This window comes from Glaciimonas sp. GG7, assembly GCF_052976905.1.
Genome location: NZ_JBRIIQ010000025.1, coordinates 1 through 17075 on the forward strand (window position 1 = coordinate 1; position 17075 = coordinate 17075).

Annotated in this window: 19 protein-coding genes and 3 tRNA genes; 10 read left to right on the forward strand and 12 right to left on the reverse strand. The window is 51.2% G+C overall.

Annotated features, from left to right (window positions below; translation table 11 throughout):
* Nucleotides 1-3: 3 nt before the first annotated feature.
* Nucleotides 4-1017: a D-2-hydroxyacid dehydrogenase family protein gene (locus ACVBEF_RS08250; RefSeq protein WP_447123505.1), complete on the forward strand. Its 1014-nt coding sequence runs from the start codon at nt 4-6 to the stop codon at nt 1015-1017.
* Here ACVBEF_RS08250 and ACVBEF_RS08255 read toward each other — a convergent pair.
* Complete coding sequence (locus ACVBEF_RS08255) at nt 989-1765, reverse strand: L-asparaginase (RefSeq protein WP_447123464.1); 777 nt, start codon at nt 1763-1765, stop codon at nt 989-991. The genes ACVBEF_RS08250 and ACVBEF_RS08255 overlap by 29 nt on opposite strands.
* A gap of 332 nt (nt 1766-2097) precedes the next feature.
* Between ACVBEF_RS08255 and ACVBEF_RS08260 the strand changes: the two genes are divergently transcribed.
* The 5 genes from ACVBEF_RS08260 (at nt 2098) to ACVBEF_RS08280 (ending at nt 6305) form a co-directional block, all read left to right on the forward strand.
* Nucleotides 2098-2619: an asparaginase domain-containing protein gene (locus tag ACVBEF_RS08260; RefSeq protein WP_447123465.1), complete on the forward strand. Its 522-nt coding sequence runs from the start codon at nt 2098-2100 to the stop codon at nt 2617-2619.
* A 74-nt stretch (nt 2620-2693) separates the two neighbouring features.
* Complete coding sequence (locus ACVBEF_RS08265) at nt 2694-3056, forward strand: YkgJ family cysteine cluster protein (protein ID WP_447123466.1); 363 nt, start codon at nt 2694-2696, stop codon at nt 3054-3056.
* 104 nt (nt 3057-3160) lie between these two features.
* On the forward strand, nt 3161-3844 hold the full coding sequence (pilV, locus tag ACVBEF_RS08270; protein WP_447123467.1) for a type IV pilus modification protein PilV: 684 nt from the start codon (nt 3161-3163) through the stop codon (nt 3842-3844).
* Nucleotides 3817-4386 (forward strand): pilus assembly PilX family protein, encoded by a 570-nt coding sequence (locus tag ACVBEF_RS08275; RefSeq protein ID WP_447123468.1) that lies wholly within the window; start codon nt 3817-3819, stop codon nt 4384-4386. Before pilV ends, ACVBEF_RS08275 begins: the two co-directional genes overlap by 28 nt.
* Nucleotides 4387-4415: 29 nt before the next feature.
* A complete protein-coding gene (locus ACVBEF_RS08280) occupies nt 4416-6305 on the forward strand; it encodes a pilus assembly protein (protein ID WP_447123469.1) in 1890 nt (629 codons plus the stop codon).
* A 658-nt stretch (nt 6306-6963) separates the two neighbouring features.
* Here the strand turns inward: ACVBEF_RS08280 and ACVBEF_RS08285 are convergent.
* A tRNA-Arg gene (locus tag ACVBEF_RS08285) sits at nt 6964-7039 on the reverse strand.
* A 183-nt stretch (nt 7040-7222) separates the two neighbouring features.
* On the opposite strand from ACVBEF_RS08285, the gene ACVBEF_RS08290 reads away from it, so the two are divergent.
* Entirely contained in the window at nt 7223-7795 is a 573-nt protein-coding gene (locus tag ACVBEF_RS08290; protein ID WP_447123470.1) for a c-type cytochrome, read from the forward strand.
* A gap of 101 nt (nt 7796-7896) precedes the next feature.
* Here ACVBEF_RS08290 and ACVBEF_RS08295 read toward each other — a convergent pair whose 3' ends face one another.
* The 7 genes from ACVBEF_RS08295 to ACVBEF_RS08325 form a co-directional block, all read right to left on the reverse strand.
* Complete coding sequence (locus tag ACVBEF_RS08295) at nt 7897-8559, reverse strand: OmpA family protein (protein ID WP_447123471.1); 663 nt, start codon at nt 8557-8559, stop codon at nt 7897-7899.
* A gap of 75 nt (nt 8560-8634) precedes the next feature.
* The gene (locus ACVBEF_RS08300) at nt 8635-9033 is read right to left on the reverse strand and encodes a hypothetical protein (RefSeq protein WP_447123472.1); all 399 of its coding nucleotides are present in this window, start codon (nt 9031-9033) and stop codon (nt 8635-8637) included.
* A gap of 14 nt (nt 9034-9047) precedes the next feature.
* A complete protein-coding gene (locus ACVBEF_RS08305) occupies nt 9048-9458 on the reverse strand; it encodes a phage holin family protein (protein ID WP_447123473.1) in 411 nt (136 codons plus the stop codon).
* A 24-nt stretch (nt 9459-9482) separates the two neighbouring features.
* A complete protein-coding gene (locus tag ACVBEF_RS08310; RefSeq protein WP_447123474.1) occupies nt 9483-9788 on the reverse strand; it encodes a DUF883 family protein in 306 nt (101 codons plus the stop codon).
* Between the two features lie 88 nt (nt 9789-9876).
* Nucleotides 9877-10377: a hypothetical protein gene (locus tag ACVBEF_RS08315; protein ID WP_447123475.1), complete on the reverse strand. Its 501-nt coding sequence runs from the start codon at nt 10375-10377 to the stop codon at nt 9877-9879.
* Nucleotides 10378-10671: 294 nt separating this feature from the next.
* Nucleotides 10672-11166 carry an energy transducer TonB family protein gene (locus ACVBEF_RS08320; RefSeq protein ID WP_447123476.1) on the reverse strand — a complete coding sequence of 165 codons (495 nt, stop codon included), beginning with the start codon at nt 11164-11166 and terminating at the stop codon, nt 10672-10674.
* Nucleotides 11167-11246: 80 nt separating this feature from the next.
* Nucleotides 11247-11669 (reverse strand): PACE efflux transporter, encoded by a 423-nt coding sequence (locus ACVBEF_RS08325; RefSeq protein WP_447123506.1) that lies wholly within the window; start codon nt 11667-11669, stop codon nt 11247-11249.
* 288 nt (nt 11670-11957) lie between these two features.
* On the opposite strand from ACVBEF_RS08325, the gene ACVBEF_RS08330 reads away from it, so the two are divergent.
* The 3 genes from ACVBEF_RS08330 (at nt 11958) to ACVBEF_RS08340 (ending at nt 13516) form a co-directional block, all read left to right on the forward strand.
* Nucleotides 11958-12033, forward strand: a tRNA-Val gene (locus tag ACVBEF_RS08330).
* A 35-nt stretch (nt 12034-12068) separates the two neighbouring features.
* Nucleotides 12069-12145: transfer RNA gene (locus ACVBEF_RS08335), tRNA-Asp, on the forward strand.
* Between the two features lie 243 nt (nt 12146-12388).
* Entirely contained in the window at nt 12389-13516 is a 1128-nt protein-coding gene (locus ACVBEF_RS08340) for a GGDEF domain-containing protein (RefSeq protein ID WP_447123477.1), read from the forward strand.
* A 21-nt stretch (nt 13517-13537) separates the two neighbouring features.
* Here ACVBEF_RS08340 and ACVBEF_RS08345 read toward each other — a convergent pair whose 3' ends face one another.
* From ACVBEF_RS08345 to ACVBEF_RS08355, 3 genes are all read right to left on the reverse strand, one after another.
* Nucleotides 13538-14440, reverse strand: a complete 903-nt coding sequence (locus ACVBEF_RS08345) for a recombination-associated protein RdgC (RefSeq protein WP_447123478.1) — start codon at nt 14438-14440, stop codon at nt 13538-13540.
* A gap of 216 nt (nt 14441-14656) precedes the next feature.
* A complete protein-coding gene (locus tag ACVBEF_RS08350) occupies nt 14657-14944 on the reverse strand; it encodes a DUF4404 family protein (RefSeq protein ID WP_447123479.1) in 288 nt (95 codons plus the stop codon).
* 59 nt (nt 14945-15003) lie between these two features.
* Nucleotides 15004-17067, reverse strand: a complete 2064-nt coding sequence (locus ACVBEF_RS08355) for a UvrD-helicase domain-containing protein (protein ID WP_447123480.1) — start codon at nt 17065-17067, stop codon at nt 15004-15006.
* Nucleotides 17068-17075: the final 8 nt, after the last annotated feature.

Here is a 17075-nt window from a genome sequence, read left to right on the forward strand (position 1 = left end):
AATATGAAAATAGCCATACTCGACGACTATCAGGATGCGGTCCGGCATCTCGATAGTTTTGCTTTATTGGGAGATCACGAGGTCAAAATTTTCACCCATTCAGCACGCGGTAGCGGTCAATTGGCATTGCGTCTGGCGAGTTTTGATGCATTGGTGCTGATACGTGAACGCACCGTATTATCGAAAAGTTTATTGCAAAAATTGCCCCATTTAAAGCTGATCTCACAGACCGGTAAAGTAAGTGGTCACATTGATGTAGAGGCAGCTACAGCAATGCATATTGCCATTACAGAGGGCATAGGGGATCCAACCGCGCCAGCCGAATTAACCTGGGCTTTGATCATGGCGGCAGCACGGCGGATACCGCAATATTTGAAGCATTTGCAGCAAGGCTTGTGGCAGACAGCATCGATACAACCGCAATTCAACGGTGTGGGATTTGCCTTGAAGGGGCGCACTTTGGGGATCTGGGGTTACGGCAAAATTGGTCAGTTAGTCGCCGGGTATGGAAAAGCCTTCGGAATGCGGGTAATGATTTGGGGGCGGGACGCCAGTCGTGCGGCGGCGGTACAAGACGGTCACCTGGCGGCAGTATCAAAAGAACAATTTTTTGCAGAGGCCGACGTACTGTCACTACATTTACGCCTCAATGAGGCGACGCGTGGGATTGTGACGCCGGAAGATTTAGGACGCATGAAACCGAGCGCCCTGTTCGTCAACACCAGCCGGGCCGAACTGGTGGCGGCCGATGCGCTGTTACCGGCATTGCAGCAAGGGCGTCCGGGCTTTGCCGCTCTGGATGTGTACGAGTCGGAGCCGTTGAAGCCGGATAGCCCATTATTAACAATGGACAACGTACTGGCGTCGCCCCATTTAGGCTACGTGGAGAAAGATGGTTACGAATTGTATTTCCGTACTGCTTTTCAAAATATCGTCGATTTTGCTAATGGTTCGCCGAAAAATGTGTTGAATCCGGATGTATTAGCCGCTAATCCTCAGCCTCCGTCGGCAAAATAAGCTTACTCACCTTGGTCGGCGCGATTGAGAAGCCAGCGTTTTGCTGATGCCATAACCCGGCCCATCCGGGTGGCCATGGCAAGGGCGGTCCGTCATATTCCGGGATGCCGCTGCGTACGGGTATGACTGGCAAGCTGGCAGGCATGCTTGCCTTATTGGTACTGCCGTCATTGGTGTTCCAGCCCAGACTGAACGCGTAGTTCGGTAATAAGGCATCGCAGACTGCGGCAAACCAGGCACTGTGATCTTCATCGCGTCCGAGCGCTTGCGCTAAGCCGTGCGGATCGAATTGGGCCAGCGCACTCACGAGCTCGGTCGCGGATACGCCCGGATTGTCGCCCCAGCCGAGTATCGGATTGAAGTTGTAATCAGCGCCTGAGCCGTACCAGCCCTCACGGCGAGGGCGGTCTAGCCAGTTGTGGCGACCACAGAACAACTGCCAGCGCCAATGCATCCCGGAAGGCTTGGGCCAACTGTACAAATACAGACGCTCATAACCGGCCCGATGCAACTCGCGCACCATTGCCATCAAGCGTGCATGCGGCATGCGGTCCGGCGGGGCGTGGCGAAACAGTATGGGCGTCCCGTCGGCGTGTTGTAACTCATCTGAAGACAGACTCAGGTCCAGCGTGCGGATCTCGCTACCAAAACGGGCCGCGATCCATCCCGTGAGCAGATTGACGGAAACGATCACGCCATAACCGCGATAGCGATGAAAAATGACAGTGCCGGGGGCGATGGAATTCATGAACAAAATGACAGTATAAAAAACAGGGTAGCCACAAAAATAGGTAAATTACTTATGTGCAATAGTTCAACCAGTATAAACATGCCGACTACATAAAAGGATAGTCGATATGCGGTGACATCTGCCTTATAGTGCATTCCTTGAGCGTAACCTTCCTAAGCGCGGTAATGCAATACGGCTAGAACGCTTTTTCCATCAGGTGGAGGAACGGTACGAGAAACGGTATGAGAAGCGGTAAACTATCGGGCACCTTCGAGAGCGACTTCGTCGTCACCGGGAATGGTCGCGATCTGATTAGGCGATCCGAATATAAAGAAAGGAAATGAAATCGTATGACACACATCACTCAAATGAATCAAATGACACCGCGATCATTACGCATCATCGCAACCGGCGGCACATTTGATAAACACTATGATGAAATCGCTGGCAAGCTGACCTTTGCCGAGAGCCATTTACCGCAGGTGATTGCGCGCTCGCGCATGACGGTTGAGGTTGCTCTTGAGCAGTTGCCGCTGCTCGATTCGCTTGACATGCAAGACATAGACCGCCGCCGGGTGCTGGCTTCCTGCACGCAAGCAGAAGAAGAGGCGATTGTGATTATTCACGGCACCGACACCATGCAGGAAACCGCGGCAGTCTTAGGCGCGGACAAGCTTGCGCGGACGATCGTGGTAACTGGTGCGATGATTCCGTACGAGATCGCTAATTCCGACGCCTTGTTCAATCTTGGTTTCGCTTGCGGCGTAGCGCAGCTCTTGCCGCATGGCGTGTATGTGGCGATGAACGGGAAAGTATTCGATTGGGATAACGTCCAGAAAAATCGTGTTGCAGGCGTATTCGAAGCGTTTTAAGACTTAGGCAAAATGTATTCAGTGTCATTTGCATGCATTTTGCATCACCGTATTATTTTTTGAATTAACTATAAATGACACATCCTTGCCTGCGTTGCGGTGCTTGTTGCGCCCACTTTCGCGTTGCCTTTCATTGGATGGAGACCGACGCCGAAGGCGGTGGTGTAGTGCCGCCAGAATTGACGATCAAACTTGACCCTCACCGTGTCGTCATGCACGGCACTGAGGGTGCGAAACCCCGTTGCCTGTCGCTGCTCGGCGAAGTTGGTCGTGATGCTTCTTGTGGCATCTACGCCCAAAGACCGTCGCCATGCCACGATTTACAGCCAGCGTGGGAAAACGGGGAGGCCAGCCCGCAATGTGATCGCGCTCGCATTGCGCACGGGATGGTGCCACTGACGCTGACCGATTGGATTGTGCCGCTTCTTGCCGCGTAACAATTATTGAATCCTAATGCGGTCTTTATTGTTAAGTTTTTTTCCAATTGTTGCGCCCCCATCCGATGCCTATAATTTTGAGCTTCATTTCATGAGCTCAAACGATGATCGCACGCGATACGCCAACGTTTTTCTATCAGTATAAAAATACAGAAAACGTTCGGATATCGCGCAAAACATGGTCGCGCTCATCCGTCGGGCAAACTCGCACCGGCGTTTTTTCCTCATTGGCATTGCATCGCCAACATGGGGCTGGCCTGATTGAAGTCCTGATCGCCATCGTCATCACGGCCTTTTCTTTATTGGGCCTGGCAGATTTGCAGCTAGCAGCATTGCGCGCCCAAAAAACCGCCCATCATCGTGCCATCGCCACGATGTATAGCGTCAACATGGCAGAGCGCATACGCGCCAATACCGATGGCGCACGGGATGGTCATTACACGGCTTTAGGGACTTACCCGGCATCGGCAGCCTATCCATCAAAAGCACCATCGTGCGTGGCATCATCTTGTACACCTGCGCAGGTAGCGCTAAGCGATATCGACGAATGGCGCGCCGGGCTGCGTCAGGCAATGGCTGGCGGTTGGGGTGATATTTCAGGTTCTGTAAAAAACGGCTTTGTTGTGAGGGTGTATTTTAGAGAGTCGGGAAATCAAGCAGACACTGACGCCCATGAAAGCAGCCATACCAACGCGTTACTGAGCAAAAAAAATTGCCGCACCAATGCCTTCATGCGTGCGGCGGATAAAAAAGACGTGCGTTGTTTTTCGACAGTGTTCTGGCCCTGATGATGCGGATAAAACGGCTAAAAAAATGCATCACGCGGCAGCTTGGTATCGCGCTGCCAGTGACGCTGATTTTTCTGCTTGTGATGGCGATGATCGGTATTACAGCTATTCGTAATGTGATGCTGGAAGAAAAGATCGCAGGCAATGTGCGCAGTCAGCAACTCGCCTTTGAGGCTGCCGAACAGGTTCTGCGTTATTGCGAAATGCTGGTCCGGGAATTGCCGCAATCGCATGCAGAAACACATTTTCCGCTGCTGGCAGTCGGCCCCATTACCGAAGGTCCCGATAAGGGCCGGGAATATTGGGAATCGGCCGCTAGCTGGACAGATAATGCGATGTCTATTCCGTTGCCATCAAGCATTCTCGGTAACCTCAATCTACAGGCTGTACCGCGCTGCATGATCGAAGAAATAGCGTTTCCTGGCGATTATGAATTCCAATTAAATCCCTCCGATGTGTCCCGCGCATACCGCATCACCGCACGTGGTATTGGCACGGGCAGTAACGTCTCCCTATTTTTACAAAGCTATTTGCGCCTGTGATGAACGCATTAAATGTGAAGAGACTTGTCATGCGCGCCAAAAATATGCTTTTGGGATTGATAGTCATCACCGCCATTCCGCCCACATTCGCTCGAATCGCACAGTTGCCATTGGTTCCTGCTGCGCTATCTTCGGCGCTGATTTATGACAATCCGATGCTCAACAGCGCATCCATCGTGTATCGGACAGGTTTTACGGCCAATGGTTGGGGAGGTTATTTAAGCGCGTATCGCGTTGCGTTCAACGGGAATGTCGGGTCTTTGTTATGGGAGGCAGAGCGCTCCATACCGGACTGGTCAGCGCGTAACATTGTTGCGTGGAATCCCGAGGCGGACAGGGCGGTTAAATTTGATTGGACTGGAATAACCGAGACCCAAAAAAGAGCGCTGGGCTCGGATGAAAATATTCTGGCCTATTTAAGAGGAAACACGGCATTACAAACCGAGAACGGCGGCCTGTTTCGTCGCCGTAACAGTAAATTGGGCGACATTATTAACTCCCTGCCACTACCCATAAAAGATAAGCATTTTGGGTATCAATTCTTGCCAGTTGCCAAAGGAGGTGGTGCGCTCTATCAGGAGTATGTTCGCGCCAAGAGTGCACGCACGGCGATGGTGTATGTCGGTGCCAATGATGGCATGTTGCACGCATTCGATGCCGCAACGGGTGCTGAGAAGTTCGGATTTATTCCTGACGCGGTATTTCCCCAATTGAAATCGCTGAGCGATCCACACTACCGACATCGGTATTTTGTCGATGGTCAGCTAACCGAGGGCGACGCTTATTTACCGCAGGGAAATTCAGGAATATCAGAGTGGAAAACCATCCTTCTCGGATCAACTGGCGCAGGGGGCAAAAGTATCTTCGCGTTAGACGTTAGTACACCCGGCAAGCTGGGCGCGGCGAGCGTGTTGTGGGAACGTAGCGGCGGCGCGTCCGACCACGATATGGGCCACGTGCTGGGCGAGGCGGCAGTCGTCCGATTGCGTAACGGACAGTGGGCGGCGCTCTTTGGCAACGGTTACGACAGCGTCAATAAAAATGCCACGCTCTATTTGGTGAACATTGCCGATGGCTCCCTGATCAAAAAAATCCATGCCGGGTCCGCTGGCGGTAAATCCTTGAACGGCTTATCAACACCCGCACTGCTTTTTAACGGGAACCGAGAAGTCATCGCCGCCTATGCCGGAGATGTGCGTGGAAATGTATGGAAATTTGATCTTGGCGATAGCGACGCAAGTAAGCGGCGGGTTGCCGATAACGGCCAGCCCTTATTTATCGCCAGGGATCGTAGCGGAAAGGCGCAGCCGATTGTCCAGCAGCCGGTCATGGCACGGCATCCTCTTGGTGGGCGCATGGTGATGTTTGGAACCGGGAAGTTATTTGAGATTGATGATGCTAAGAATCGGCAATTTCAGACTATGTACGCCATATGGGACAAGCCGAATGATTCGACTACAGTGAACATTTCCGACTTGCAGATACAAACCCTCTCGCGTATCGCTGGCACTCGGACTATCAGCAGAAATTTTATTGATTGGTCGAGTAGGCGCGGCTGGTATGTCGATTTGCTCAATCCCGGTGAGCGCGTGATGGGAAAACTACAGATCATCAATGGCTTGCTGGTGATACTGACCTACACTCCGGAAGATTCAGCTAACGCGCCATCATCGGAATTGATGATGGTCGATTATATGTCTGGCAGTGCGGCCTTGCAGAAGGTGTTTCTTGCTTCGCTACCGGATCAGATCGGAATGCCTGTGCCGCTGACGATTTCAACCCCCACGGTACTTACGCTGCCAAGTGGCCGTCGTGGAGTCGTGATTAACGGACTCGATGGCAAAGCAGAAGTTATCCCTATTACGGTTGCACCAAGGCTACCCTTCCGAACCTGGCATGAACTTCCTGCGCCTTATTAAGACTTCTTTTTATTTTAATGTCCCGTTATTTGCAGGAACAGTTTTGAGACCATGATTTGGCGTAGTGATAACGAGGGGACGTGTGCGTTTCGGATGTTTAGTTGAGCGTCCCTGTGGATAGGTTTCTGGGAAGTGTGGAGGAGTTTTGTTTAGTTGGTGACGAGGAGTCGTATCTTTAGGTATGGAGCGTCCGAGATTGTTGCGATCAGAGTGAACGAGATGACTTCCGGCTGGCAGTGCCTTATTGAGAGGGTCTGCAGAGTTTGATTTTTTTGTCGGTTCTATCGCGTCGGATTTTTGGGCACCTTGGGCCGATAGACTGCATAAACCGCAAAAAATACTCAGTATGAGTTTATTAAGGTTAAATTTAAGATGACTCAAGATGTTTGTCCTTTTTAAGTTGTCGCATGGAAATTTTGCGCAATGGTACTACAGCGTCGGTAATCTTTGCCCAAACACAGGGCGCTAATAGCGTTGAAAATACAAAAGGATTACAGCCGATGACGTTCGGTGTAGACATCAACATGAGGGCGCGCAAGTCTGCCGACATGTGTCAAATGGGGATACAGGCAGGGTCGGCGAAGGAATTACACAAACAGAGAATAAAAAAATAGTTACAAGCAAAAAGCTGTAACTATTTGATTTTCGTTAGAATTTCTGGTGCGGCTGGCTGGAATCGAACCAGCGACCCTTGGCTTCGGAGGCCAATACTCTATCCACTGAGCTACAGCCGCATAAGAAGAGATGGAAGGATACCGTTTTTCTGTGTGCACGTCCATGAAATGCGTTGCTTTTATCGTTCCAAATGTGATTATTACGTCTATAATCAAGGGTTTGGCGAGGGACCGTGCGTTGTTCTGGCTTTTTGCGCGCATCCACATCTGCCCACCGGTTTTGTAAATAGTACTGAGGGAATCATGAGCGACGCACAACACGAAGAACAATCAGCAATTAAGACGCCAAAACAACTAATCGTCGCTATTTTGGCAGGCTTTTTAGTCCCCATCATTTGTATCGTATTGCTGGTGCAATTTGTCACCAATACGCAAAAAACTGGCGCAGGCTCTGAGGGGCAGACGCCGGAAGCGATTGCGGCGCGATTAAAGCCGGTTGCTGATGAAGGATTTACTTTTAAAGATGTCAATGCGCCACGTATATTTTTGACGGGTGAAGAAGTCTACAAATCGACTTGCGCAGCCTGTCATGCTACGGGTGCCGCTGGTGCTCCTAAGTTTGGCGATGCCAGTGCGTGGGCTCCGCGTTTGGCCGATGGTGAAGATAAAGTAATCGGTTACGCATTGCATGGCTTGCGTGCGATGCCAGCTAAAGGCGGCAATCCTGATCTGGACGATGTAGAAGTCGCCCGTGCGGTGGTCTTTATGGTCAACGCCTCCGGTGGGAAGTTTAAGGAGCCTGAAGTGCCAGCGCCAGCCGCTCCGGCTGCATCGACAGACGCCAGTGCTGCTGCTCCGGTAGCTGTAGCGAAATAACTTTAGAAACAATCGTAGATTAAAAAAGCCGACTCATTGAGTCGGCTTTTTGTTTTATGCGTCCGGGACAGTGGCGGCGGGCACACTCTTTAAACTAGATATTATTGCCGTTGCGGTTCCGCGACATAAATTTCTACACGACGGTTTTTGGCGCGATCGACACTGTTATCGTTGGATGCTACCGGCTCATGTGAGCCGCGACCTTCAATGTTTAAACGATTCGTTGCGATGCCGCGTGCGGTCAGGTAGCTACGCGTACTTGCGGCGCGTTGCAAGGATAGTGGGTCATTAATGGCATCGCTGCCGGTATTATCGGTGTGACCGATAATCGTCACAGTTGTTGCGGTATTTTCTGCGAGAGTAGACGCAAATTGATCAAGAATCGGGCGGAAATTAGGTGCAATATCGGCACGGCCTGTCGCGAATGAAACATCACTTGGAATCGCCAGCTTCAGACGGTTATCCGCAGTCTGGCTAACTTGCACGCCAGTTCCCTGGGTGGCTTTTTCCATCGCCTGTTTTTGTTTTTCCATCTTATTGGACCAGATATTGCCGGCCACAGCACCGATTGCTCCACCTATGGCTGCGCCGCCGAGTGCGCGACCGCCGCCGCCGGGGCCGGTCACAGCGCCAAGCAGTGCGCCAATACCCGCACCAATACCTGCTCCGCTTGCAGTGCCCCGCTCTGTATCGGACATATTCGCGCAGCCTGTAGTGGCCAAAGTGACGGCCAGTACCACGCTACCTAGTTTGAATGTATTCATGTTTACTTTCATAAAGTTAAGGCCTTATTACTCAATGGTAACGGACCATTCCATCTACCTTGCCGCGATGCGCGATTACTCGTCGTCGCCAGTCTGTTTATTTTTGCTACTAAAGTAAGAGGCGACGCCGAGCGCCGCAATCAGGGCGCTTCCCGTGATAAGTGCTTTGCGGACATGGCCCTTTGATAGCAGCGAAACGCCGGTCAACAACAAGGGTGTCAGCGATGGCAGGCGAGCGCCTGAGAGTAGTCCTGAGAGGCCTGATCCTAACCCGGACTTCTTGGACACCATCGCGTAGGCCATTCCAGCTATGCGACCAAACAGGTTTTTGGTAAAAGAGCCGCCTGCCATTTTGGATCTGACAATATTGCGATAAACAATAATTTCAGCGCGAAATGTAGCTCCTTCCTGTAGCAGATAGCGTTTGCGTTCAGCCAGAGAGCGCTTTCGATCAGCATGGGATTGATTTGTCATGTCAGGCCTTATAGTCAAAGTAATGCATCCCTATCCTGGCGTAGTTCGCTCATGGTTTGCGGAAGGCCGATGCGTTGCTCGCGCAAAATAGCCCGCACATAAAGGCCCATGCCGATAGCGATCACTGTAAATAACGCTGCCAAAATCAGGAGTATTTTCCAGCCCAATGCATCCCAGGCGAGAACAACGACGAGTCCGCTCCAAAACGCCAGAGCAAACAATAGCGCCAAAATGCCAAGCGAAAATACCAGGAGCAATCTGACGATATGCGTGCCAATTTCTGAGAATTCCAGCGCGGCGAGTTCGATGCGACTGATGACCAGTGCAAACATGTTTTTAGCAGTGCCAACCAAGCCGGTGATCAGACTCGGCTGCTCATGCGCTGGATGTTTTGTGCTGGAATGCCTGGGTTGCGGATGATCCATGCTTGTCCAATGGTTACGCTGCAATTATTTGCGGGAGATGAGCAGGCCGAGTAGCAAGCCTGCCGTGGCCGATACGGCGACCGCACCCCAGGGATTTTCGTGGACATAGTTGTCGGTGGAGGTGGCAATTTCTTTTCCGGTTGCGCGTGCCATGGTCTGCACATTTTGCGCTTTGACGACCGCAGCATCGAGTAACTCCAGGCCTTTGTCGCACAGCACATCGGCTTTTTCACCGGTTGTCGCTGCGGCTTCGTGAAACAGGTCTTGCGCGTCTTTTACCAACGTTCTGATGTCGCCACGCGTGGTTCTAAAGCTTGATTTTTGCATCATGTAAGCTCCTTGCTAATAAAGTATCAGTATATTCTGAAAAACTGCCTTGCCATTCTTACGGTCAGCTTCCCAAACGCATAAATGCCTTCTATTTGTTCTTGTGCCGTAATTCGGCAATGGCTTCGATATTGCCAATTTGAATGACGATGGGACGTAGCGTCATCGTCGGTTGTGTCGGGCGCCAGGCGAACAGCCATTCTTTTTGTGAGGCACTTTGCAGGCTTTTGGTAAACGCGGCACCTAATGGGTTCTGCTTGCCGTAAGTAATTGCGCCGTCGATCCCGGTCCAGCTTGGGAGCAAACGCTGTGCGACCCGATGTATACGTTCGCCGAATTCTTCTGGTTTATTGATGACCAGACAGCAATCACTATTGGAAAATTCATCATAGAGCACATCATCGTAAGTGCAGCTCATGCTCAGCGTTAGCAACTGCGGTGCTGCGCGTGAGGCGGTATGGAGGTGATTAATCTGTAAGCTCTCAACAGGAGGGCGCAAACGGAATTCTCCTAGCGTTAATGCGCGCTCTATCCATTGTTGTTCTGAATAACGATAGAGCTTGGAAGGGCGCAGATAGTTTGCGGGTGACATATTGACCTATTGCTATGTTATTGCAGATTTGATGCATGAATTAACGCGCTTTTTTAGCCCTGGGTTGCGTATTAATCATATAAAAAAGTCTGGAGATGAGTTCGGTTGGTGAAAAATACGCTGTGTCTGCCAAGGCTGTTTTTTTAAATTGACTGTGGCGTAAGTACCAATGGCGGACAAGAGCAGATGGTAGGCGAGATGGTGATGAGAAGCAAGTCGGGCCAATGCTGGCGCAGCATGGCAACCGCTCCACTAAAAATCGCTTTCGTCGGTCATATTCGCCTGATCGTACTTTCATTCGCCCATTTGTGCCTCGGCAAGCGTGCGTAATTGAAAGCGGCCATCATTATTGAATAACCAACTTTCAGAGATTTCTATCTCTCCTCTGCGCAATAGCTGGCTTTCAGGCTTTGGGAAGGGGGCTGCATTTTTTACCGAAGATAAGGCCACGGTTTCCGCCGCATGATCGTTGTTGGTACGCATCACCTCCGTGCGCAGCAATTTGCCATCAGCATCAACGTAAAATTTTAATACAATCACCGCGCGTAATAAAGCTTGAGGATGACCGATATAGACGTTGGTTGAGTTGACTGCAACGATGCGCTGCGCTAGGTAGCGTTTGTAGTCTTCAATTGACGTTGTGTTAGAAGTGGCGGTAATGGCCGGCGGCGTTCCGGGCGCCGGCATCATGCGACTAAGCTGATCTTTAAGGCTGCCCATGCATCCGGCTAATCCGGTCGACAACAGAACGATTACGCACATTGTGTGCGTCAATGCTTTGATTTTCATGGCGCATCCCGAGATCGAAATGATCAAACAAACTGATGCTAAACGTTAGCACTTTATCGGCAGTTGATCATTGTTTTACCTCACTGAGCACGCATATTGATATGACGGCGGGCAATGTCATAGACCCAGTTAAAGCAAAACGCATACAGCATGAAAAATAATGAAAACACTAAGTCCAGCATGAACGCCTGAGCAATGCTCATTTTCATCCACCAGGCGGTGATCGGCAGCGCTACGGCCATGAAGCAAAGTTCGAACCCGAGTGTGTGGCCAATTCTCACGCCGATGGTGCGAATCCAGCCATAGCGGGTTTCAAACCATTCAAACACGTGGTTGTAGAACATATTGCATGCCATTGCACAGAGCGCAAGAATCAACGCTAAAGCGCCAAAGTGAAATAAGTCCATTCCAAAACCGTACGACATCAGCGGCACCAAAATGACGAGAGCGCCTATTTCAAACAGAATGGCATGGAGGATGCGACGTATTAAAGTAGTGATAATAAATTCCTGGAGGTTAAATTGAGCCGTGAGAGTATAGCAATCGAATCGCTCTCAACCAAACCCGTGCATTAACTCCACTCCGTTTTGGGCTTTTTATGCTCTATTTCTCTGCATAAAGACGAACCTAAAACACTTGAAACTTGGCGCAAAATTGTGAGCTAAGAATGTTTTTTTGAATTTATGAATAATCTTTAATAAAACCGTGGACGAACAAAAAATCTCATGTATAATTCGGCCTCTCTTAGGCGTTGTGACAAACGCTACGGAGGTTTGGCTGAATAAGCATTTGGGTGCTTAGCTCAGTTGGTAGAGCGGCGCCCTTACAAGGCGTAGGTCGGGAGTTCGAGCCTCTCAGCACCCACCAGTTAGCCAAATAACCGTTAATAGGAAGTAGCACAAGGAGTGGTAGTTCAGTTGGTTAGAATACCGGCCTGTCACGCCGGGGGTCGCGGGTTCGAGTCCCGTCCGCTCCGCCAAAAACATAAAAAGACGCACGCAAGTGCGTCTTTTTTCGTCTAATGGTTTTAAATAGCATACATCGTCCGATCTCCCCCTCAATCTGACAGGCTCTGGTTGCCAGCATCGCAGCATCGCGCTATTGTCGGAGTCTTTCAATATAGTGTCATTTGCCATGCTTTTTTCTCGGCAATAAGTCGTTGATGTCAGGTGCATCACCTGTCTCTAGCAAAAACAAAAGACTTACAATCGATCGTCAGATCATGGAACCGCAACGACTCAACAAAATTAATGGCTTAACCCGTCGCATGCTGCTGTGGACGGCGTTTAGTTACGCGCTGGACACGGTACTGCTGGCCGTATTTGCCCACATTGGTGCGCTCCCTGGCAACATCGCCCTGATGTATGGCGGGATGGGACTGATCCTCAACGGTGGCTTCTATTTGTTGGTCGTGAGTGGCTATAACCGCACATTAAAAGATCCCGGTATGGCGTTTGCCCAAGTTATGGCGTCTACTTTAGGGCAAATTGGTTTTGTGATACTGGCACCAGAAATCGGCTACCTGTTTCTGTTCAATCTATTTACGGTGTACGCCTTCGGCGGTGCGGCGCTCTCTAGCGTGCGTTATTTTATGACCTGGCTGATCGGCGCGTTGGCGCTGGGATGCGCGTTTTATCTGGTTGGGGCACAGCTAGGGATGCCTGTCGGTAGTGCGCATGGGCGCTTACTGATCTATTTGACGCTTGTGCTGACCTTAGGACGTTGCGTTTTCCTTGCGGCATTTTTAGGCCGGATTCGGGAGCGTATTTCTACCAAAAATCGTGCGTTGTTATTAGCGATGCGGCGAGTAAAAGAACTTGCTACTCGCGACGAATTGACGAATACCGAAAATCGCCGCTCACTGAATGCCATTCTTGCGGTTGAACAAAAGCGCTTTCAGCGTGGCGGAACGCCATTCTGTATCGCAATGCTTGATCTGGATGGGTTTAAGAACGTCAATGATTGCTTTGGTCATCCCGTGGGCGATGAAGTACTGAAAGCGTTTGTGCAAATTGTCCGCGATGAAATGCGCTTAAGTGACCATTTTGCGCGTTATGGCGGTGATGAATTTGTGCTGGTCCTGACAGGCACCACGGAGCAAGAGAGCTTAGTTGCACTTGAGCGTATTTGTGATCAGACCGCGATGTTTGACTGGAACCAGTTTGGAATCGGCATTGTCGTCACGACATCCATTGGGGTCACTGATTTTCATGCCGGAGAAACCGTTGCATCGGCTTTTCAGCGCGCTGACATCGCGTTATACGCAGCCAAATCTGCCGGTCGCAACCGCGTTGTTGCCAGTAGTAGCACCGATGCTACTGTGAGCAGTACCGATGCTATTGCTGCGTAACTAATGTTCAGGCAGTGCGTATCAAGCAGCGACCGGCTCTCCGCCCAATGCAAACACCAGGTCGTTGAGTAGTTTGTTCAACTCCCCCGTCATCAGCGCCAAATCCGAATCAAACCTTTCATCATCATTTTTACTGGTAACGTCGTTTTCTTCCTTGATCACGTCAAGCGGCGCGATCCGTTTGATGGCGAGTCCTTCCGTCAATACAAACGAAACCCGATCAGCCCACGTCATCGCCAGCCGCGTGCACTGCTTGCCTGCCGCGATGTGGCGTCGGACATCGTCGGCTTCCAGCGTGTGACGCACGTAGCGCACGGTGGCCTTGCCTTCGCCATTGGCGCGCAGCTCGGTATCCTGATCCACGGTGAAGCCGTGTGGCGCTTCATCCGCGACTAACCAGTCGGTCATCGAAGTCAGTGGCGAATGCACGGTGCGCAAACCGGCGACCTGCAATTTATCGACCGAGCCCAGCAGCAACTTCAACACTTCTTCCGCTTTAGCCGGGCTAGATGCATCCACTACCAGCCAGCCATTGACCGGATCAATCCAGACCCACGTAGTACGACGAATGCTAAATGCACGCGGCAGCAGCTCGTCGGTAACTTGTTCTTTCAGGTCTTTGAGTTGTTTGCGGCCAGGCGCAAAACCTTGTTGCTCCTCGATCTCTGCAGCCCGTGCTTTGGTCACTTGATTGATGACGGTGGCCGGTAGCAATTTCTTCTCCGTGCCCAAAGCAAGGATGACCTGACGATTCACGGTGTGTACCAGCATCCCGTTGTCGCGCGGTGAAACCCAACCCTGGCTTTGCATTTCCAGGCTGCTACATTCGGCAAAAGCCTGCTTGGACAGAAATCCTTCCAATTGCTCCGATGAGATCGCCCAAGGTGCGGGAATGCGATAAATTTGTAGATTCTTAAACCACATAGTGTTCCGTTAGAAAAAGTGAGGCGCCATTTTACAAGCAACGATGCAGGAGATTGTTGCTAAGTTGTGGTAACGCAGAGGAAGTTGGAAGAATTCTTTGCAGGATGATTTTTGAGCTTGTTACGAGAGTCATTTCACATAAATCTTCAGCGCAAACGGATGCAAAAATCGTTGAACGACAAGCGCCGCTCAACGACTTTTTAGGTCTAAATAAGGCTAAATACCCATCTTCGTGAGCGTATCGGCGATTTCCCGAAATACCGGCTCCAGATGTGGATGGCGCACGGCCAATCGTGCCGAGATTTTTTGCGCTTGTTTCACCAGATCGCTGCTGACTTCATCGTCGGAGGTATCAATCGCTGCAGCACGGTCTTTAGCCAACACTTTTTGAATATCCGCATCCAGCGTTTCCAGTAGCGCCTTGATTTCAGCATCGACAGGCGCGCCGCTTTCCAGCGAGGCGTGCAGTTTTTGCAGTGATTCTTTGAGGTTGTCGATGGTCATGATGATTTCTCTTTGAGTCCTGCTAAGTTAGAAAACGTGTAAGTCCTGAAGCCATCATCTCACGCTGCTCGCGGCTTTTGCAATAAAGCCTTCAAATTCGCCAGCCGGTTTTGTGGGGTAATCGTTTCTTCCTCGGTTGGCACCGCATCGCCCTCATCAAGCTTCATTTCCTTGATGAAGCGCGACATATCGCAATGCACGCTTTCGCCTGCGCGTTTACGCTTTTTGCACCAGCTCACATGCAAGCTGCGCTGCGCCCGCGTAATGCCCACGTACATCAGACGTCGTTCTTCTTCAATACGCGCCGTCACGATCTCAATGGGCGCGTCTGGATCGCCTTTGTGCGGCAAGATACCCTCTTCGACGCCGATCAGAAAAACATGCGGATATTCCAGCCCTTTAGAAGCGTGCAGTGTCGACATCCGCACCGCATCCGGCTCCTCATCGCGCCCGTCCAGCATCGACATCAGCGCCACCATTTGCGTCAGTTCCAGCAGATTTTTTTCTTCGCCCGCGCCATCTTTGCCGCCGGTGCCTTTTTCTTTGAGCCAGCTAGTGAAATCGAGCACGTTTTGCCATTTGCTTTGGGCCGGGCGATCATCGAAGTTGTCATACAAATATGCCTCGTAATTGATCTCCGCCATCATGTCGTCCAGCACCGCCGCTGCATTCTCACCGCTGCCAGCCGGGCCGACACGGCTGGCGCGTGCTTCTAACTGATTGATGAAGTTGCCGAATTGGCGCAATGGATACAACTGCCGATCGGTCAGCTTAACGTCGATACCGCCCTTGAAAACCGCCTCAAACAATGAGCATTGCCATTGCCCGGCAACCGTCCCCAAGACCTCCAGCGTGGCCTGACCCACGCCGCGTTTTGGGGTCGTGATGGCGCGGATAAACGCCGGATCGTCGTCTTGATTGGCGATGAGTCGCAGATAACTGATGATGTCTTTGATCTCGGCCTTATCAAAAAAACTCTGGCCGCCCGACATCACGTAAGGAATGCGCTCGCGCCGCAGCGCTTTTTCAAAAATCCGGGCCTGATGATTACCGCGATACAAAATCGCATAATCGGCAAATTTAGCGCGCCGCTCAAACCGATGTGCCGACAGCATGATGGCGATCTGCTCGGCCTCTTTCTCATCGTCCTCCATCCCCATGACCTTGATCGGATCGCCCAAACCATGCTCCGACCAGAGCGATTTCTCAAACAATTTAGGATTATTGCCGATGACGGCATTGGCCGCCTGCAAAATCCGGGTGGAGGAACGGTAATTTTGTTCCAGCTTGATGACTTTCAGATCCGGAAAATCCACCTGCAAGGTTTTCAGATTCTCAATGGTGGCCCCGCGCCAGGCATAAATCGCCTGATCGTCATCGCCCACGGCGGTAAACATCGGTTTTTTACCCACGCCGGTGACCAACAACTTCACCAATTCATACTGACAAGTGTTGGTATCCTGATATTCATCGACCAGCAAATAGCGCAAACGGCGCTGCCATTTATCCCGCACCACCTCATTGGTACGAAATAACTCCACCGGAAAGCGGATCAAATCGTCAAAATCCACCGCCTGATAGGCTTTCAGCGTAGCGACATAGCTGAGATAAATCCGCGCCGCCTGCGCCTCATCCTCGGTGACCGCCTCTTTTAGCGCCTGCTCAGGCTCGATCAGCCCGTTTTTCCACAATGACATCGCGGTCTGAATCCGGCGGATGAGCTGCTTATCGGTCGTTATCGCCAAATCTTGCACGATAGAAAAACAATCGTCGCTATCCATAATCGAAAAGCGGTCTTTGAGCCCCATTTCGCGCGCTTCCTGCCGCAAAATTTTTACGCCCAGCGAGTGAAACGTACTCACCGTGATGTGTTTGGCTTGTTTCGGTTCCTTGAGCAATTTGGCGATCCGCTCCTGCATTTCGGTCGCCGCCTTGTTGGTAAAGGTCAGCGCCGCAATATGCCGGGGTTCATAGCCGCAGTCCTCGATCAGATGGGCGATTTTCTGGGTAATCACGCGGGTTTTTCCCGAGCCTGCGCCCGCCAGCACCAGACAAGGGCCATCCATATACTTGACGGCTTCCCGTTGCGGGACGTTGAGACCAAAATGGGGAGTGGAGGACATGCGGTGAC

What these genes read in the sequence shown, in the direction of transcription:
- ACVBEF_RS08305 (WP_447123473.1), bottom strand. Translation starts at nt 9,458, where the DNA reads ATGGATCATCCGCAACCCAGGCATTCCAGCACAAAACATCCAGCGCAT.
- ACVBEF_RS08320 (WP_447123476.1), bottom strand. Translation starts at nt 11,166, where the DNA reads ATGAAAATCAAAGCATTGACGCACACAATGTGCGTAATCGTTCTGTTG.
- ACVBEF_RS08310 (WP_447123474.1), bottom strand. Translation starts at nt 9,788, where the DNA reads ATGATGCAAAAATCAAGCTTTAGAACCACGCGTGGCGACATCAGAACG.
- ACVBEF_RS08250 (WP_447123505.1), top strand. Translation starts at nt 4, where the DNA reads ATGAAAATAGCCATACTCGACGACTATCAGGATGCGGTCCGGCATCTC.
- ACVBEF_RS08255 (WP_447123464.1), bottom strand. Translation starts at nt 1,765, where the DNA reads ATGAATTCCATCGCCCCCGGCACTGTCATTTTTCATCGCTATCGCGGT.
- ACVBEF_RS08340 (WP_447123477.1), top strand. Translation starts at nt 12,389, where the DNA reads ATGGAACCGCAACGACTCAACAAAATTAATGGCTTAACCCGTCGCATG.
- ACVBEF_RS08300 (WP_447123472.1), bottom strand. Translation starts at nt 9,033, where the DNA reads ATGACAAATCAATCCCATGCTGATCGAAAGCGCTCTCTGGCTGAACGC.
- ACVBEF_RS08280 (WP_447123469.1), top strand. Translation starts at nt 4,416, where the DNA reads ATGCGCGCCAAAAATATGCTTTTGGGATTGATAGTCATCACCGCCATT.
- ACVBEF_RS08295 (WP_447123471.1), bottom strand. Translation starts at nt 8,559, where the DNA reads ATGAATACATTCAAACTAGGTAGCGTGGTACTGGCCGTCACTTTGGCC.
- ACVBEF_RS08345 (WP_447123478.1), bottom strand. Translation starts at nt 14,440, where the DNA reads ATGTGGTTTAAGAATCTACAAATTTATCGCATTCCCGCACCTTGGGCG.
- ACVBEF_RS08260 (WP_447123465.1), top strand. Translation starts at nt 2,098, where the DNA reads ATGACACACATCACTCAAATGAATCAAATGACACCGCGATCATTACGC.
- ACVBEF_RS08355 (WP_447123480.1), bottom strand. Translation starts at nt 17,067, where the DNA reads ATGTCCTCCACTCCCCATTTTGGTCTCAACGTCCCGCAACGGGAAGCC.
- ACVBEF_RS08265 (WP_447123466.1), top strand. Translation starts at nt 2,694, where the DNA reads ATGACACATCCTTGCCTGCGTTGCGGTGCTTGTTGCGCCCACTTTCGC.
- pilV (WP_447123467.1), top strand. Translation starts at nt 3,161, where the DNA reads ATGATCGCACGCGATACGCCAACGTTTTTCTATCAGTATAAAAATACA.
- ACVBEF_RS08315 (WP_447123475.1), bottom strand. Translation starts at nt 10,377, where the DNA reads ATGTCACCCGCAAACTATCTGCGCCCTTCCAAGCTCTATCGTTATTCA.
- ACVBEF_RS08290 (WP_447123470.1), top strand. Translation starts at nt 7,223, where the DNA reads ATGAGCGACGCACAACACGAAGAACAATCAGCAATTAAGACGCCAAAA.
- ACVBEF_RS08350 (WP_447123479.1), bottom strand. Translation starts at nt 14,944, where the DNA reads ATGACCATCGACAACCTCAAAGAATCACTGCAAAAACTGCACGCCTCG.